The sequence below is a fragment of the Orbaceae bacterium lpD04 genome (genome assembly GCA_036251935.1).
GTDB lineage: Bacteria > Pseudomonadota > Gammaproteobacteria > Enterobacterales > Orbaceae > Orbus > Orbus wheelerorum.
In genome coordinates this window covers 2,454,964-2,472,738 of the sequence record CP133967.1, presented here as the reverse complement: position 1 = coordinate 2,472,738, position 17,775 = coordinate 2,454,964, and the positions used below count along the sequence as shown (strand labels likewise).

Here is a 17,775-nt window from a genome sequence, read left to right as displayed (position 1 = left end):
TATTTAACTATTTTGCGCCAGCAACGGCTTCTTTAGCAAGTTCAGTGATTTTCGCAAAATCGCCTTTAGCGATCGCATCAGTTGGAATAAACCACGTTCCGCCCACACATAACACATTACTTAATGCAAGATAATCACGATAATTTTTCGGATTTACCCCGCCAGTTGGGCAAAATTTCATATATCCACATGGGCCTGCAAACGCTTTTAGCGCAGCAACGCCGCCATTAATTTCAGCCGGGAAGAATTTTAATGCCGTTAAGCCATATTCTTGCGCTGTCAATAATTCAGAAATGGTTGCGATCCCAGGAATAACGGGCACCGTACCTTGAACGGCCGCTTTTAAAATTGAATCAGTAATACCTGGTGTAATAACAAATTCGACGCCAGCTTCGGTCACTTGTTTTAGCTGTTCAACCGAGGTAACGGTGCCTGCACCAACAACCGCTTCAGGTACTTCTTTGATAATTTTCTTAATGGCATCAAGGGCGCACGCTGTTCTCAATGTGACTTCTAACACTTTTACGCCACCTGCTATTAAGGCTTTAGCTAATGGCACAGCATCTTCTATTCGCTCGATAACAATGACAGGGACAACCGGGCCCATCGTTAAAATTTCTTCAGCACTTCTTTTCCAGTTTTTCATAATGAACTCATGTTATAAATGTGAATAAAATTAAAACCAATATTATATATAAATATAAAGCCTCAGATAAGCTTTTATTTATAAATTACTCAGCAATGAGACGAGTGTCATAATTAACTGAATTTAATTTGTTTTATTAAAAAAATAATACATGAGATCGATTATTACGAGGTAAAAAATGTAAAGCTTAGTAATGGTTGATATACTAATCATTACTAATTCACGGCTCATAATGATATTGATAAAACTAGATTACGTGAAAATGGCACTTATTTTTTAACGCGATAGAACTTACCACTCAATAGTAATGTAAAAATAAGGCGGTATTGTTTGAGTTACCATTTTTTAAATTAAAAAATTGCTAGCCTATCGGCTGGCAATTTTTAATTACACATGCTCTCTATCATGTTTATCGGCGTTTCGCTCACGCTTATGGCCATGTTTATCACCGCGTTTATGAGAACGCTCATGATGATGCCTGTCGTGACGACGTCCCTCTTTATGATGCTCATCAGTTATTTCATGTTCAGTAAAATCATTTAGTGATAAGGTTAATTTTTCAAGTAGGCTTGAGAGTGTTTCAATTTCATTTTCAGTAAAATTGTTAAAAATACCATCGATAAAACGGGTCTTTTCGGCTTTAATTTCGGCAATTTTATCGTTACCTTCTGCGCTTAGAAAAACCTTAAACGATCGTTTATCGTTTTCATCTTGTTTTTTGGTTATAAAACCATGATGTGCTAATTTTTGAATTAACTCGCTCATTGATGAGGGCTGAACTCTCAATTTTTCTGCTAACTCGCCTTGCGTAATGCCGTTTTGCTCATTCTCTTTTAATAAAGAAAATAATCGGCCTTTTCCTCGCATAACATCTTTGTTTTGATGTTTATTACGGCGAAGTAGATTAAAACTATAATGTAAGTTTTCCATAATTTTCATTTTATTTTGCATAATATTCCTTAATTTAAATTTAATTAGGTGCCGAACTAATAATGATTATAATCGCAATATCCAAAATTGCAATATATTTAGGTACCTAAATATATTTACTAAGAAAAAATCCTATCAAATAAAGTTTCACGCATTAAAATGATGACCTGTATTGAAAAGGAGATTAAATAGATTAGATGATTTTTTATTATTAAATGATTACTCGTTTAGCCTCGCTTAGACATATTACTTAATATATTTATTATTCGTTTTTTTATATCATCTGTTTAACTTTGAAAATTACATCATTAATCAAAAGATTATATTAATTTTTAGTGCGTGAGTTGTAAGTAAAGTGATCAAATAGGTTAATATTTATTATAAAATTGTTATTTTTATAGACTGTCATTAATTGCAATCCTATAATCCGCACTTTTGTAAGTAAGTGTTCGTTTTAGTGAAAAATAAATTAATAAAAACATCGTGTTACTTTTGTATCATTGCCGCCTTATCGACTTATACTCAGGCAGCGACATTACCAACATCTGCTGAAAAAGCGATCAGTGATCAGCAGCTAATTTATCAGCAGGAACAGCAAAAGGCATTACAAGGTCGTTTATCTTCAAATGCTCCCGATATTCGCTTACAGCCTTCTGTTGCTAAAATATATCAAATCAATTTCCCAACTGAATCGCCATGCTTTGTCATTAATCATGTTGAACTGCGTGGGCGTGATGCACTGCCTTTTATCATTCCGTTATCGGCGTTATCAAATCAAGCACAAGGTAAATGCATTGGTGGTAAGGGGATTTACTTACTATTAACCGCGTTACAAAACCGCATTATCAGCTACGGCTATATTACTACTCGAGTAACAGTGCCGCAGCAAGATTTAACTAGTGGCATATTAGCATTATCAGTGGTTAAAGGCTCTATCGGCAATATTTATTATACCGATGGTAGTGATAAACGCGCGAGCTTACAAAGTGCCTTTCCTACTAAAAAAGGGCAGCTACTTAATTTACGTGATATCGAACAAGGATTGGAAAACTTAGAGCGTATACCGACGGTCAATACCAATATACAGTTAACACCAGGTAAAGAGCTTGGTGAGAGCGATATTATCATTAACCGCAGTCAGTCAAAATATTGGCGTATTGGCGCCTCACTCGATGATTCAGGCTCTAAAGATACGGGGCGCTATCAAGGTGGCTTAACACTTTACTTAGATAATCCATTGGGTATAAGTGATGCGTTTTATGTCTCTGGCGGTCATGATTTAGAGGGAAAAGGTAAATACGGCTCAAAAAATTACCTATTTGCTTATTCCGTGCCGATGGGCTATTGGGCGCTAAGTTCATACTTAAGCAGTAATACCTACCATCAAAATATCGCAGGCTTAACTGATTATCAATATAGCGGTCGAAGTCGTAATGTTAATTTACAACTTAGCCGGGTGCTCCATCGTAATGCTTCACAAAAAACAACATTAAGTTATGGGCTCAATTTTAGGGAGTCACATAACTATATTGAAGATACTGAAATAGCGGTACAACGCCGTAAAACCACCAGCTGGATCCTCGGTATTAATCACCGCCATTACTTTAATAACACCACGCTTTATTTGGGGGCGAGCTATAAAAAAGGCGTGCGTTGGTTTGGTGCGAATGCGGCGCCAGAAGAGTTAAGTGGCTATGGAACAGCGTTATCGGATATTTTTAATCTTAACCTATTTTTAAATGTGCCATTTAGTCTCGAATCACAGCGATTTCGCTACAGCCTTGATTACCAAAGTCAATTTACCCGTGGTGGAAAATTAACACCGCCTGAGCGCTTTTCAATTGGCAGCCGTTGGTCGGTTAGAGGCTTTGATGGTGAGATGAGTTTAACGGCTGATAGTGGTTGGTATGTGCGCAATGACCTTGCATGGGTAACGCCGTTAAATAATGAACTCTATTTGGGCTTGGATTATGGCGAAGTGTCAGGCGCTAATTCAGGTTATTTACTCGGCAAAAAGCTTGCTGGTACCGTGCTTGGCCTGCGTGGCAGCGTATATGGGATCTCGTATGATACCTTTGCCGGAACACCTATTTATAAACCACAGGGCTTTAAAACGGATGATATTACCCTCGGTTTTAGTCTCAGTTGGAATTATTAATACAATCACAGCGAATAATAAGGAGTAAACAATTAAGTAATAAACAATAAGTAACAAATAATAAATAATAAGTAACAAATAATAAGTAATAAGTAATAAGTAATAAGTAATAAGTAACAAATAATAAGTAATAAGTAATAAACAAACAAAAACAAGGAATAGAATATGAATAAGCATTTTTACCGTCTTATTTTCAATAAAGCACGTGGCATGGTTATGGTGGTCGCGGAAATTGTTAAACGTCATCAAGGTGAAGGCCGAAGTAGTCAAAAAGCTAAGGCAAGCCTAAGTCTAGATAAAAAAATGACTGCGGCATTAAAACCGCTTAGCTTCTTAACATTTGTTGCGCTCGGCATGGTGAGCGTTGTTGCACAAAGTAACGCAAATACTATTATTGCCGATAAGAGTGCTAATAAATCACAGCAAGCGAGCATTATCGATAGAGCGAATGGCCCAACGGTTGTCAATATCCAAGAGGCTAATCAAGCGGGTGTTTCACATAATAAATATACGCAGTTTGATGTATCAAAAGAGGGTGTTATTTTAAATAATAACGCGCAGTCATCAAATACAACGCTTGGCGGTAATATTGCAGGTAATAGTAACTTAGCAAGCTCTGGCGGTGCTAAGGTGATTTTAAATGAAATTAACTCGCAAAACGCCAGCCAGCTAAATGGCCGCATTGAAGTTGCTGGGCAAAAGGCGCAGGTGGTGATCGCCAATGCCGCCGGTATTACCTGTAATGGTTGCGGCTTTATTAATGCCGATCGCGCAACACTAACCACTGGTAAATTGATAATCGGAGAGGATGGCAAGCTAAATGGTTACCAAGTTGAACAAGGTAATATTACTATTAATGGCGCATTTGATAGTAGTCAACAAGATTATACTGACTTAATCGCACGCGCCGTAAATATTAATGACAAAATACAAGCCAAAAACCTAACGGTTATCGCGGGTAAAAATAAGGTTAGTCATGATTTACAAACCATAGATAAACTTGCTAGCAATGACACTAAACCCGAATTAGCGATTGATGTTGCGGCATTAGGTGGAATGTACGCGGGTAAAATTAAGCTCGTTAGTACTGAGGGCGGCGTTGGCGTGCGTAATGCAGGGACGATTGGTAGTGAATCTACCACTGAGAGTATCAATATTACCGCAGACGGTAAAGTTATTAATTTGGGCACTATTGGTAGTACGACAGGAAGTTCTACTGACTATTCAAATCAAGATATCAATATTAACAGCACAGAAGATATTATTCATGATGGTAGTATTAACGGTAAAAATGTTAATTTAGCCAGTAAGCAGTCAATAAATAGCTCAAATAATATCTTTGCGAAAAATGATGTTATTATACAAGCAGATAAGGACGTGAATACTGGGCATTATATAGATGCAGAGAACAATTTAGATATTACGGCTGGTGGTAAAATTACTATTGGTAATTGGCTGTGGGCAACCAATAATACGAATTTAAATGGTAAGCAAGGTATTGATTTTAATTCGACTTTTTTTTATGGTTCCAATATTAGTCTAGTTAGTGAGCAAACAATTAATTTTTATGATGCAGAACTTGGAGCGCTGAATAAACTTAGTATACTAGCTAATTATGTACATAATGCAGGGCACTTAGCTGCAGCGCAGGAGTTCACGATTACTACTGATGGTCAATTTTTCAATTCTGGTAAATTAGGTGATGGTGCTTATTATGACGAATTGGGCGAACATTATTTAAATTCTGATGTTAATATTACTAGCTTACAAGGCATTGATAATCAAGGTTCGATTAGTGGTAAAACAATCAATCTAGTTAGTCAGCAAACAATTAATAACGATGGTAGTATCTCAGCGGAACATATTAGTCTAGAGAGCAAGCATACTGGTACTGAAAATTACGTTGGTATGCGTAATGCGGGAACGATTGGTAGTGAATCTACCACCGAAAGTATCAATATTACGTCAGACGGTAAAGTTATTAATTTGAAACAGATTGGCAGCGGCGGATATGCTGATAAGGCATCCAATCAAGTAATTAATATTACTAGCTCACAAGATATTGCTAATAATGGCTGGATTACTGGTCTAGATGTTAATCTGGTTAGCAAGCAATCCATTGATGGTATGGATGGTTATATTGGTGCGAAAAATGACATCATTCTACAAGCTGATAAAGATGTGAATACTGGATATTTCATAGAGGCTGAACATAACCTAAATGTTACTGCGGATAGTAAAATTACTACAGGTAGATGGATGAACGGTAACAGTAAGGGCAATACCTATTTAAATGGTAAACAAGGTATTGATTTTAATTCTATGATAATCACTTCAAATGCTAATTTGATTAGTGAGCAGACAATTAATTTTTCCGACGGTTTCATTCAAGCTATAAATAATCTTAATGTGCAAGCCCATAATGTATACAACACAATGGAATTAGCCGCAGGGCAGGAATTCACGATTATTACTGATGGTCAATTTGTTAATTCTGGTAAGTTAGGTGGTATATTTTATGAAGATGAATTATATGATAAATCAGGTAAAGCATATTTAAATTCCGATGTTAATATTACTAGCTTGCAAGGCATTGATAATCAAGGTTCGATTAGTGGTAAAACAATCAATCTAGTTAGTCAGCAAACAATTAATAACGATGGTAGTATCTCAGCGGAACATATTAATCTAGAGAGCAAGCATACTGGTACTGAAAATTACGTTGGTGTGCGTAATGCGGGAACGATTGGTAGTGAATCTACCACCGAGAGTATCAATATTACGTCAGACGGTAAAGTTATTAATTTGAAACAGATTGGCGGTAGAGCATTTGATAGTGATGGCGTAAATCAAAATATTTATATTAATAGCCTGCAGGATATTGTTAATGATGACACAATTGTTGGTCAAAATATTAATTTAGTTAGTGGGCAGTCAATCAATAATGGTGACTTCTATATACTTGCGGGTAATAATATGACGATGCAAGCTGGTAAAGATGTGAATACCGGATATTATTCAGGTGCTACTAACGAACTTAATATTACAGCTGATGGTAAAATTACTGCGGGTAGATGGCTTGCTGGTGGCGTTAATACGTATTTAAATGGTAAGCAAGGTATTGATTTTAATTCTATGTTAGTTAATTCGAATACTACCTTAATTAGTGAACAGACAATCAATTTTTTAGATGGTTTTATTAATACTGATAATAAGCTTAATATACAAGCCCATGATGTTAATATAAATAATGATATAATATTGACTGCTGGGAAGGAATTATCGATTAATGCTGATGGTCAATTTGTTAATTTTGGCGCATTAGGTAGTGAGTTTGATTATGATGAATTAGGTAACCCTTATGTGAATCCTGATCTTGAGGTTAATACTAATATTAATATTAATAGCTTGCAAGGTATTGACAATCAAGGCTTGATTCATGGTAAGAATATTAATCTAGCCAGCAAGCAAACAATAAATAATGATGGTGTTATCAGTGCAGATGGTAGTCTTAATTTGCTAGCCAGTGATGTGATTAATACAAATAGCTTACAAGCAATAGGTGATTTAGCCATTTTTGCCGCTGGTAAAATTGATAATAAAGGTTCGATTAATGCGGATCAAAATGTCAGTCTTGCAGTAAATACCCTTAATAATGATAATCGAGGAACCATACATAGTTATGGTAATCTTAATGTTGGTGCTGAGATTGATGATAATGGGCAAGTTATCGGTAAAGCTTCTGCTATCAATAATATCTCTTCAACGATGTCGGCAGGCGGTGATTTGACCATTAATGCAGATAAAATCAATAATACGATTAAGACTATTGATGTGATTGCTGAAGATATAGATATCAAAGAATGGTCATTTAAAAGTGCCGATGATAAACGCTATAACGCTGATAAAATCACGGTTGATAATGATGATATTGACTCTGATGTTTCACATTTAAAAATTATCGGTACAGACAAAGATAGTACAGAATATAATTATTATGATTATAATCAAAAGACTTATATAGTTGATGTGCTTGATGCTCAGTCAGCTCAAATGATAAGTGGTGGAAATATGACACTGTCAGCTAATACAATAATTAACGATCACAGTGAAATTAATGCAGGTAAAACGTTATCAACGAGTGTTGGGATCTCGAACTATATATTTGATTATAATACAGTACGCAAAGTGATAAAAAAGGGAACTAAAGAGTATACCCATGATGTTTATGACAGTAATGGCCATCACTTTAGTCAAACTGATTCATCTGATTATAATGTGAATTTCTATAAATGGAAATTTAAATGGTAATAAGCATTTAAATGTGCTTTATCTTAAAATACATTGCTCCATTTAAAACCAAAACCCAATACTTTGTATTGGGTTTTTTAACGACAATTAATCGCTCGTTAACCCATCATTTTATATTCGTAGTCTTGTCGCTACATTAATTACCACTATTTTGATTGTTTAGTAAATGATCAAACAGAACAACGGTCATTACAAAAGTACGATTTCCCATAGATTTGTTGTGGCTATTATTCTAATATTAATTACTTATTGTAAATAAATATTAAATTTAATGAAAAATAAATTAAAAGAACTATTTTGTTACATATTTTATCTCACTATTTTATCATCTTATGCGCAAGCTGAATTGTTACCAACCCCCACTGAAAAAGCGATCAGTGATCAGCAGCTAATTTATCAGCAGGAACAGCAAAAGGCATTACAAGGTCGTTTATCTTCAAATGCACCCGATATTCGCTTACAGCCTTCTGTTGCTAAAATGTATCAAATCAATTTCCCAACTGAAACGCCATGCTTTGTCATTAATCATGTTGAACTGCGTGGGCGTGATGCACTGCCTTTTATCATTCCGTTATCGGCGTTATCAAATCAAGCACAAGGTAAATGTATTGGTGGTAAGGGGATTTACTTACTATTAACCGCGTTACAAAACCGCATTATCAGCTACGGCTATATTACTACTCGAGTAACAGTGCCGCAGCAAGATTTAACCAGTGGCATATTAGCATTATCAGTGGTTAAAGGCTCTATCGGCAATATTTATTATACCGATGGTAGTGATAAACGCGCGAGCTTACAAAGTGCCTTTCCTACTAAAAAAGGGCAGCTACTTAATTTACGTGATATCGAACAAGGATTGGAAAACTTAGAGCGTATACCGACGGTCAATACCAATATACAGTTAACACCAGGTAAAGAGCTTGGTGAGAGCGATATTATCATTAACCGCAGTCAGTCAAAATATTGGCGTATTGGCGCCTCACTCGATGATTCAGGCTCTAAAGATACGGGGCGCTATCAAGGTGGCTTAACACTTTACTTAGATAATCCATTGGGTATAAGTGATGCGTTTTATGTCTCTGGCGGTCATGATTTAGAGGGAAAAGGTAAATACGGCTCAAAAAATTACCTATTTGCTTATTCCGTGCCGATGGGCTATTGGGCGCTAAGTTCATACTTAAGCAGTAATACCTACCATCAAAATATCGCAGGCTTAACTGATTATCAATATAGCGGTCGAAGTCGTAATGTTAATTTACAACTTAGCCGGGTGCTCCATCGTAATGCTTCACAAAAAACAACATTAAGTTATGGGCTCAATTTTAGGGAGTCACATAACTATATTGAAGATACTGAAATAGCGGTACAACGCCGTAAAACCACCAGCTGGATCCTCGGTATTAATCACCGCCATTACTTTAATAACACCACGCTTTATTTGGGGGCGAGCTATAAAAAAGGCGTGCGTTGGTTTGGTGCGAATGCGGCGCCAGAAGAGTTAAGTGGCTATGGAACAGCGTTATCGGATATTTTTAATCTTAACCTATTTTTAAATGTGCCATTTAGTCTCGAATCACAGCGATTTCGCTACAGCCTTGATTACCAAAGTCAATTTACCCGTGGTGGAAAATTAACACCGCCTGAGCGCTTTTCAATTGGCAGCCGTTGGTCGGTTAGAGGCTTTGATGGTGAGATGAGTTTAACGGCTGATAGTGGTTGGTATGTGCGCAATGACCTTGCATGGGTAACGCCGTTAAATAATGAACTCTATTTGGGCTTGGATTATGGCGAAGTGTCAGGCGCTAATTCAGGTTATTTACTCGGCAAAAAGCTTGCTGGTACCGTGCTTGGCCTGCGCGGCAGCGTATATGGGATCTCGTATGATACCTTTGCCGGAACACCTATTTATAAACCACAGGGCTTTAAAACGGATGATATTACTCTCGGTTTTAGTCTCAGTTGGAATTATTAATACAATCACAGCAAACAACAAGCAACAAGCAACAAGCAACAAACAACAAACAAAAATAAGGAATAGAATATGAATAAACATTTTTACCGTCTTATTTTCAATAAAGCACGTGGCATGGTTATGGTGGTCGCGGAAATTGTTAAACGTCATCAAGGTGAAGGCCGAAGTAGTCAAAAAGCTAAGGCAAGCCTAAGTCTAGATAAAAAAATGACTGCGGCATTAAAACCGCTCAGCTTCTTAACGTTTGTTGCGCTCGGCATGGTGAGTGTTGTTGCACAAAGTAACGCAAATACTATTATTGCCGATAGTAATGCTAATCAGTCCCAGCAAGCGAGTATTATCGATAGAGCGAATGGCCCAACGGTTGTCAATATCCAAGAGGCTAATCAAGCGGGTGTTTCACATAATAAATATACCCAGTTTGATGTATCAAAAGAGGGCGTTATTTTAAATAATAACGCGCAGTCATCAAATACAACGCTTGGCGGTAATATTGCCGGTAATAGTAACTTAGCAAGCTCTGGCGGTGCTAAGGTGATTTTAAATGAAATTAACTCGCAAAACGCCAGCCAGCTAAATGGCCGCATTGAAGTTGCCGGGCAAAAGGCGCAGGTGGTGATCGCCAATGCCGCCGGTATTACCTGTAATGGTTGCGGCTTTATTAATGCCGATCGCGCAACACTAACCACCGGTAAGTTGATAATCGGTGAGGACGGTAAGCTAAATGGTTACCAAGTTGAACAAGGTAATATTACTATTAATGGCGCATTTGATAGCAGTCAACAAGATTATACTGACTTAATCGCCCGCGCCGTAAATATTAATGACAAAATACAAGCCAAAAACCTAACGGTTATCGCGGGTAAAAATAAAGTTAATGTCAACCCAGAATATTATGACGTAGAGGAGAATAATATAGGCAGGATAGAAAAAATTGATAGTGATGATAAAAAAACACAGCTATCGATTGATGTGGCAGCTTTGGGGGGGATGTATGCAAATAAAATCAGAATGGTGAGCTCAGAGACGGGCGTTGGCGTAAATAATGCCGGTCATATCCGTACGAATAGTGACACTGATGGTAGCAATATTAGTATAATCTCCTCTGGCAACATTACCAATACAGGTCTAATTGAAACCGCAAAAGGGCAAGTTGTTGTGGGGAGTCAACACCAAAGTGTTTCAACTCAATCAATAAAATCACAAACTAACTTAGAAACTAACTTACAAACTAATTTACAAACTAACTTAGAAACCATTAGTAATGATACGAATACCACACAAAAACCTACTCTTGAAGGTTTTACTGAAGATGAGCTTATTAATTATGAATTCAAAAATAGTATCACTCTAAAATCTTTTGGTGAAATTGTTAACGAAGGTCAGATTAAAGTTTCAGTTGATATACATAGTTATTATATTAATTTTGCTTCAAAACAAGACTTTACTAATAATGGGAATATTGAACTATCGAGAAATGATTACCCAGAAAGCAGTAAACTTTTTTTGCTTACTAGTGATGACGGAAACGTTTATAATAATGGTAATATTATTGCAGGAGATACTTCATTTTATATTATATCAAAAAATATATACAATACATCAAAAATAAATGCGGCAACTCAGGATTTTAGTGCTCGTGAACAATTTTTAAATACCGGTGATATTGTCGCTGAAGTGGCTGCAACTGCTTTTGCAATTGATTTTTATAATAAAGGAAATATAATATTTGGAGGGGATGACATTTACGGATTTATCGCACGTTCATTTAATAATGATGGTACTATAATTTCAAAAAATAATTTATATATTGAAGCTAACGAGCTAAATAACACCGGTAAACTAGAGGCTAAAAAGAAATTAGATATTGATACAGTTGCACTTAATAATTATAACCATGGGGAAATAATTAGCGATGAAACTCTTAATATAGGTAGAAAGCCTTATTATTATTTTGACGAGATTTCTTATGATTGGCGTTATAACAGTATTGGTGGTGCTAACGTTATCAATAATATATCATCAACGATTTCTGCTGGGGGGGATTTAACCATCAATGCAGATAGAATTAATAATACGATTAAGACTGTTGATGTGATTGCTGAGGATATAGATATCAAAGAATGGTCATTTAAAAGTGCCGATGATAAGCGCTATAACGCTGATAAAATCACGGTTGATTATGATGATATTGACTCTGATGTTTCGCATTTAAAAATTATTGGTACAGAAAAAGATGCCACAGAATATAATTATTATGATTATAATCAAAAAACTTATATAGTTGATGTACTTGATGCTCAGTCAGCTCAAATGATAAGTGGTGGAAATATGACACTGTCAGCCAATACAATAATTAACGATCATAGTGAAATTAATGCGAGTAATACATTATCAACGAGTGTTGGGATCTCGAACTATATATTTGATTATAATACAGTACGCAAAGTGATAAAAAAGGGAACTAAAGAGTATACCCATGATGTTTATGACAGTAATGGCCATCACTTTAGTCAAACTGATTCATCTGATTATAATGTGAGTTTCCATCACTGGAAATTTAAATGGTAATAAGCATTTAAATGTGCTTTATCTTAAAATACATTGCTCCATTTAAAACCAAAACCCAATACTTTGTATTGGGTTTTTTAACGACACTTAATCGCTCGTTAACTTATTCTTTTAATTCGTCGCCTTGTCGCTACATTAATTACCACTATTTTGATTGTTTAGTAAATGATCAAACAGAACAATAATCATTACAAAAGTAATGTTTTCCATGGATTTAGTGTGGTTATTATTCTAATATTAATTACTTATTGTAAATAAATATTAAATTTAATGAAAATCAAATTAAAGAAATTATTTTGTTGCATATTTATCTCACTATTTTATCGTTTTGTGCGTAAGCCGATCTGTTACCAATCCCCACTGAAAAAACGATCAACGGTCAGCAAGAATAGCAAAAGGCATTACAAGGTAGTTTATTCCTTAATGCTCCAGATTTTCACTTACAGTCTTCTATTACCAAAATGCATCAAATCAATTTCCCAACTGAAACGCCATGCTTTGTCATTAATCATGTTGAGCAGCCTTGGCATGATGCGCTACCTTTTATCATCTTGTTATCGGCGTTATTAAACCAAGCACAGGGCAAATGCATTGCTGGTAAGGGGATTTATTTATTATTAATAGCATTATAAAACCATAAATTTTTAAACCGATGATTTTACCTTCGGTTTTAATCTCAGCTGGAATTATTAACCTAATCACAGCAAACAACAAACAACAAACAAAAATAAGGAATAGAATATGAATAAACATTTTTACCGTCTTATTTTCAATAAAGCACGTGGCATGGTTATGGTGGTCGCGGAAATTGTTAAACGTCATCAAGGTGAAGGCCGAAGTAGTCAAAAAGCTAAGGCAAGCCTAAGTCTAGATAAAAAAATGACTGCGGCATTAAAACCGCTCAGCTTCTTAACGTTTGTTGCGCTCGGCATGGTGAGTGTTGTTGCACAAAGTAACGCAAATACTATTATTGCCGATAGTAATGCTAATCAGTCCCAGCAAGCGAGTATTATCGATAGAGCGAATGGCCCAACGGTTGTCAATATCCAAGAGGCTAATCAAGCGGGTGTTTCACATAATAAATATACCCAGTTTGATGTATCAAAAGAGGGCGTTATTTTAAATAATAACGCGCAGTCATCAAATACAACGCTTGGCGGTAATATTGCCGGTAATAGTAACTTAGCAAGCTCTGGCGGTGCTAAGGTGATTTTAAATGAAATTAACTCGCAAAACGCCAGCCAGCTAAATGGCCGCATTGAAGTTGCCGGGCAAAAGGCGCAGGTGGTGATCGCCAATGCCGCCGGTATTACCTGTAATGGTTGCGGCTTTATTAATGCCGATCGCGCAACACTAACCACCGGTAAGTTGATAATCGGTGAGGACGGTAAGCTAAATGGTTACCAAGTTGAACAAGGTAATATTACTATTAATGGCGCATTTGATAGCAGTCAACAAGATTATACTGACTTAATCGCCCGCGCCGTAAATATTAATGACAAAATACAAGCCAAAAACCTAACGGTTATCGCAGGTAAAAATAAGGTTAGTCATGATTTACAAACCATAGATAAACTTGCTAGCAATGACACTAAACCCGAATTAGCGATTGATGTTGCGGCATTAGGTGGAATGTACGCGGGTAAAATTAAGCTCGTTAGTACTGAGGGCGGCGTTGGCGTGCGTAATGCGGGGTATTTAGAGCAAGATACTATCGACATCAGTGCTGATGGTCAAATAAGCAATAGCGGTACAATCTCAGGCACTAACGTTAATATTCACGCCTCTCAGAATATTAATAATGCAGGAGTAGGGTCTATTTATGGAAAAAATATTGTTCTAGTGAGCGCGCAAGAAATTAACAATCAAGCAACTTACATGCCACAATATCAGGATTATGCTAGGGGGGTTATTATGGCTGATAACAGCGTTAATCTATCTGCTGATAACATTACTAATCAAGGTACTATCCAAGGGGATAATAGCATAGCTATAAGCGTGAAAGATATCGAGAATGACTACAATATTAAAACTCGCTACAATGGTAATGGCAATATCTTAATTATAGCGAGTGGAAGAATTCTTAATCCTTATTACGGCAATATAACGAGTGAAAATGTTAGCTTAAATGGTGTGCAAGCAATTATTAATTCAGGTGGAACAATCAGTGCTAATAATCTAATTCTCAATAGTGATCAAACAATTACTAATTATGGGGGAGGCCGTATTTATAGCAATAACTTTGATATTAAAGCAATAGAGTTCGTTAATAGGGCTAATATCGGGTCAAATAGTGGTTACGATCAAACGATGAGTATGTATATCGATGGTAAATTGACTAATGAACAATCGATTAGTTTAGGTAGTGAAGTCGCAAATAATATCACCGTTACGCAGGATATTAACAATAAGGGTGCAAACTCAAGGATTAGCGGTACTAATCTTAATCTTGTTAGTCTAAAAAACATCAATAATAACGGTTCGATCTCTGCAAACAAGAATCTTACCGTGCAAGCGAATGATGTTTTTAATACAAATATAATAAAAACGTATTATAATGATTTAACGATAATTGCTGATGGTAAAATTGATAATTCAGGAACAATTGACGTAGCACAAAATATTAAGTTTGCGGTAAATACCCTTGATAATAAGAGCCGCGGAACAATACAAAGTAAATACGGCAATATTGATATCGGCGGTAAACTTGATGATAATGGGCAAGTTACTGGTCGGGCTGCAGCTATTAATAATATCTCTTCAACAATTTCTGCTGGCGGTAGTTTGACCATTAATGCAGATAAAATTAATAATACAATTAAAACTGTTGATGTGTTAATTGAGGATAAAAATATCAAAGAATGGTCATTTGCTGATGATGCGAATAAGCGTTATAGCGCTGATGAGGTTATCGTTGATAACGACGATATTGACTCTGATGTTCTACACTTAAAAGTTACTGGGACAGAAGATGATACGACAAAATATAATTATTATGATTACAATCAAAAAACCTATAAAGTCAATGTTCTTGATTCCCAGTCAGCTAAAATCAAAAGTACTGGAAAGATGACACTGTCGGCTAGTGAAATTATTAACGAGCGTAGCACGATTTCGGGGCGCGCGTTATCTACTAGCGTTGGGATAACAAAGATTTCTAATAATTATAATATTTTACGGAAAGTCGTACAAGAAGGGACTCAAAAATACACCTATGATATTTACGACAGTGATGGTAATCATATAAGTAAAAATGATTTATCTGCTTATAATGCAAATTTTTATAAATAGCAATTAAATGGTAATAGGCATTTAAATAGTGCCTAATCCTACACTATATTGCTCCATTTGAAATAAAAGCCCAATAAACCAATTGGGCTTTTTATCTACTAATAGCGCGATATTAGGCTTTAAAACTATGTAGTCGGTTCATGGCAGCTTCTGTGCTTTGCTTAACTAATATTTCCGTGCAACGCACTGATTCATCAATTGCCTTATCAATAAGCTCTTGCTCTGGCTGTGATGGCTTATTTAAGACAAAATCAACAACTTTATTTTTATCGCCAGGATGGCCAATACCAATACGTAAACGATAAAAGTTAGGGTTATTGCCTAGCTTATTAATAATATCTTTTAAACCGTTATGTCCGCCATGACCACCGCCTAATTTTAGTTTAGCAATACCTGGATTAAGATCTAATTCATCATGTGCGACGAGTATTTCTTCAGGCTTGATTTGATAAAATGTAGCAACCGCTTGAACTGCTTTGCCACTTAGGTTCATGAAGGTTGTTGGCACGAGTAAACGAATATCTTGACCGTCGATATTAATGCGCGCGGTATAACCAAAAAATTTAGCTTCATTTTTTAGTGATTGATTAAAACGCTGGGCAAGTGTATCAACATACCATGCTCCGGCATTATGACGAGTTTGTGCATATTCACTGCCAGGATTTGCAAGTCCTACGATAAGTTTAATTGTTGTCATATTGATATAATATTATGACCAATAATGATTTATTGGCCGTAATAAGCATACTATTTAGTAGTGAAACATTGCTGAAATAGATTCTTCATTACTGATTCGTCTAATCGCTTCAGCGAGCATGCCAGATAAGGTTAATTGGCGAACATTTTTTAGCGCTTTAACTGCTGGCGCTAAAGGAATTGTATCGCAAACGACAATTTCATCAATTTTTGAATTTTTGATGTTTTCAATCGCTTTACCCGAGAAAATAGGATGAGTTGCATAAGCAAATACACGTTTTGCGCCGCGGGCTTTTAATGCATCGGCTGCTTTACAAAGTGTTCCAGCGGTATCAATCATATCATCAACTAAGATGCAGTCTCTACCTGCAACATCACCGATAATATTCATCACTTCAGCTTCATTAGCGCGCTGACGACGTTTATCGATAATAGCCATATCGGTATCATTAAGTAGCTTTGCAATTGCACGGGCACGTACTACGCCGCCAATATCAGGTGAAACTACAATAGGATGCTCAAAGTTTTGTTGTAACATGTCTTCTAAAATAATTGGGCTACCAAAAACATTATCAACAGGTACATCAAAGAAGCCTTGGATTTGCTCTGCATGTAGATCAACAGTTAAAACTCTATCAACCCCAACGGTTGATAAAAAATCTGCAACAACTTTTGCGGTAATGGGTACACGAGCTGAACGTACGCGGCGATCTTGTCTTGCATAACCAAAATAAGGGATAACTGCTGTAATACGACCTGCAGAAGCACGACGCATAGCATCAATCATAACAAGTAGTTCCATCAAATTATCATTAGTCGGAGCACAAGTAGACTGGATTATGAAAACATCTTCACCACGAACATTTTCATTAATTTGGACATTTACTTCACCATCACTAAAACGGCTAACGACGATATCGCCGAGTGATGTATAAAGGCGATTTGCTATATGTTTTGCCAGCTCTGGTGTTGCATTGCCGGTAAAAAGCTTCATGTCAGGCACGAGTAAACCTCAAAGGTGTATAATGACTACTTAATTAGTAATCTGTTAAATCAGATTTATAATTATATAATTAATTATGGATAATCCTCAACTATAATGTAGGAATTTGTTGTAAAAATTGATATTTATTATGATATTTTTATTTTATAGCGGATAAACGCTTAAATTCGACGTGATTTATGGGGGCTATTAAGCCG

The 17,775-nt window shown here is 36.1% G+C and carries 10 protein-coding genes; 6 read left to right on the top strand and 4 right to left on the bottom strand.

Annotated elements, in window-relative coordinates; all coding sequences use genetic code 11:
* Positions 1 to 7 precede the first annotated feature (7 nt).
* Together RHO14_10950 and RHO14_10945 are read right to left on the bottom strand one after the other, a co-directional pair.
* On the bottom strand, positions 8 to 646 hold the full coding sequence (locus RHO14_10950; protein WVD70867.1) for a bifunctional 4-hydroxy-2-oxoglutarate aldolase/2-dehydro-3-deoxy-phosphogluconate aldolase: 639 nt from the start codon (positions 644 to 646) through the stop codon (positions 8 to 10).
* A gap of 387 nt (positions 647 to 1,033) precedes the next feature.
* A complete protein-coding gene (locus tag RHO14_10945; GenBank protein ID WVD70866.1) occupies positions 1,034 to 1,597 on the bottom strand; it encodes a MarR family transcriptional regulator in 564 nt (187 codons plus the stop codon).
* Positions 1,598 to 2,033: 436 nt separating this feature from the next.
* Between RHO14_10945 and RHO14_10940 the strand changes: the two genes are divergently transcribed.
* The 6 genes from RHO14_10940 (at position 2,034) to RHO14_10915 (ending at position 15,879) form a co-directional block, all read left to right on the top strand.
* On the top strand, positions 2,034 to 3,734 hold the full coding sequence (locus RHO14_10940) for a ShlB/FhaC/HecB family hemolysin secretion/activation protein (GenBank protein ID WVD70865.1): 1,701 nt from the start codon (positions 2,034 to 2,036) through the stop codon (positions 3,732 to 3,734).
* A 165-nt stretch (positions 3,735 to 3,899) separates the two neighbouring features.
* On the top strand, positions 3,900 to 8,045 hold the full coding sequence (locus RHO14_10935; protein ID WVD70864.1) for a filamentous hemagglutinin N-terminal domain-containing protein: 4,146 nt from the start codon (positions 3,900 to 3,902) through the stop codon (positions 8,043 to 8,045).
* A 271-nt stretch (positions 8,046 to 8,316) separates the two neighbouring features.
* On the top strand, positions 8,317 to 10,017 hold the full coding sequence (locus tag RHO14_10930) for a ShlB/FhaC/HecB family hemolysin secretion/activation protein (GenBank protein ID WVD70863.1): 1,701 nt from the start codon (positions 8,317 to 8,319) through the stop codon (positions 10,015 to 10,017).
* Positions 10,018 to 10,086: 69 nt separating this feature from the next.
* A complete protein-coding gene (locus RHO14_10925) occupies positions 10,087 to 12,588 on the top strand; it encodes a filamentous hemagglutinin N-terminal domain-containing protein (protein WVD70862.1) in 2,502 nt (833 codons plus the stop codon).
* Between the two features lie 461 nt (positions 12,589 to 13,049).
* Positions 13,050 to 13,220: a hypothetical protein gene (locus tag RHO14_10920; GenBank protein WVD70861.1), complete on the top strand. Its 171-nt coding sequence runs from the start codon at positions 13,050 to 13,052 to the stop codon at positions 13,218 to 13,220.
* Positions 13,221 to 13,329: 109 nt separating this feature from the next.
* Positions 13,330 to 15,879, top strand: a complete 2,550-nt coding sequence (locus RHO14_10915; GenBank protein WVD70860.1) for a filamentous hemagglutinin N-terminal domain-containing protein — start codon at positions 13,330 to 13,332, stop codon at positions 15,877 to 15,879.
* 112 nt (positions 15,880 to 15,991) lie between these two features.
* On the opposite strand, the gene pth is transcribed toward RHO14_10915, so the two are convergent.
* Together pth and RHO14_10905 are read right to left on the bottom strand one after the other, a co-directional pair.
* Positions 15,992 to 16,576, bottom strand: coding sequence for an aminoacyl-tRNA hydrolase (gene pth, locus RHO14_10910; protein WVD70859.1), 585 nt, complete (start codon positions 16,574 to 16,576; stop codon positions 15,992 to 15,994).
* A gap of 54 nt (positions 16,577 to 16,630) precedes the next feature.
* Positions 16,631 to 17,578, bottom strand: a complete 948-nt coding sequence (locus tag RHO14_10905; protein WVD70858.1) for a ribose-phosphate pyrophosphokinase — start codon at positions 17,576 to 17,578, stop codon at positions 16,631 to 16,633.
* Positions 17,579 to 17,775: the final 197 nt, after the last annotated feature.

Excerpts from the sequence above, each read along its gene's own strand:
- RHO14_10950 (WVD70867.1), bottom strand. The coding sequence starts at position 646 with ATGAAAAACTGGAAAAGAAGTGCTGAAGAAATTTTAACGATGGGCCCG.
- RHO14_10945 (WVD70866.1), bottom strand. The coding sequence starts at position 1,597 with ATGCAAAATAAAATGAAAATTATGGAAAACTTACATTATAGTTTTAAT.
- RHO14_10935 (WVD70864.1), top strand. The coding sequence starts at position 3,900 with ATGAATAAGCATTTTTACCGTCTTATTTTCAATAAAGCACGTGGCATG.
- RHO14_10930 (WVD70863.1), top strand. The coding sequence starts at position 8,317 with ATGAAAAATAAATTAAAAGAACTATTTTGTTACATATTTTATCTCACT.
- RHO14_10925 (WVD70862.1), top strand. The coding sequence starts at position 10,087 with ATGAATAAACATTTTTACCGTCTTATTTTCAATAAAGCACGTGGCATG.
- RHO14_10920 (WVD70861.1), top strand. The coding sequence starts at position 13,050 with ATGCATCAAATCAATTTCCCAACTGAAACGCCATGCTTTGTCATTAAT.
- RHO14_10915 (WVD70860.1), top strand. The coding sequence starts at position 13,330 with ATGAATAAACATTTTTACCGTCTTATTTTCAATAAAGCACGTGGCATG.
- pth (WVD70859.1), bottom strand. The coding sequence starts at position 16,576 with ATGACAACAATTAAACTTATCGTAGGACTTGCAAATCCTGGCAGTGAA.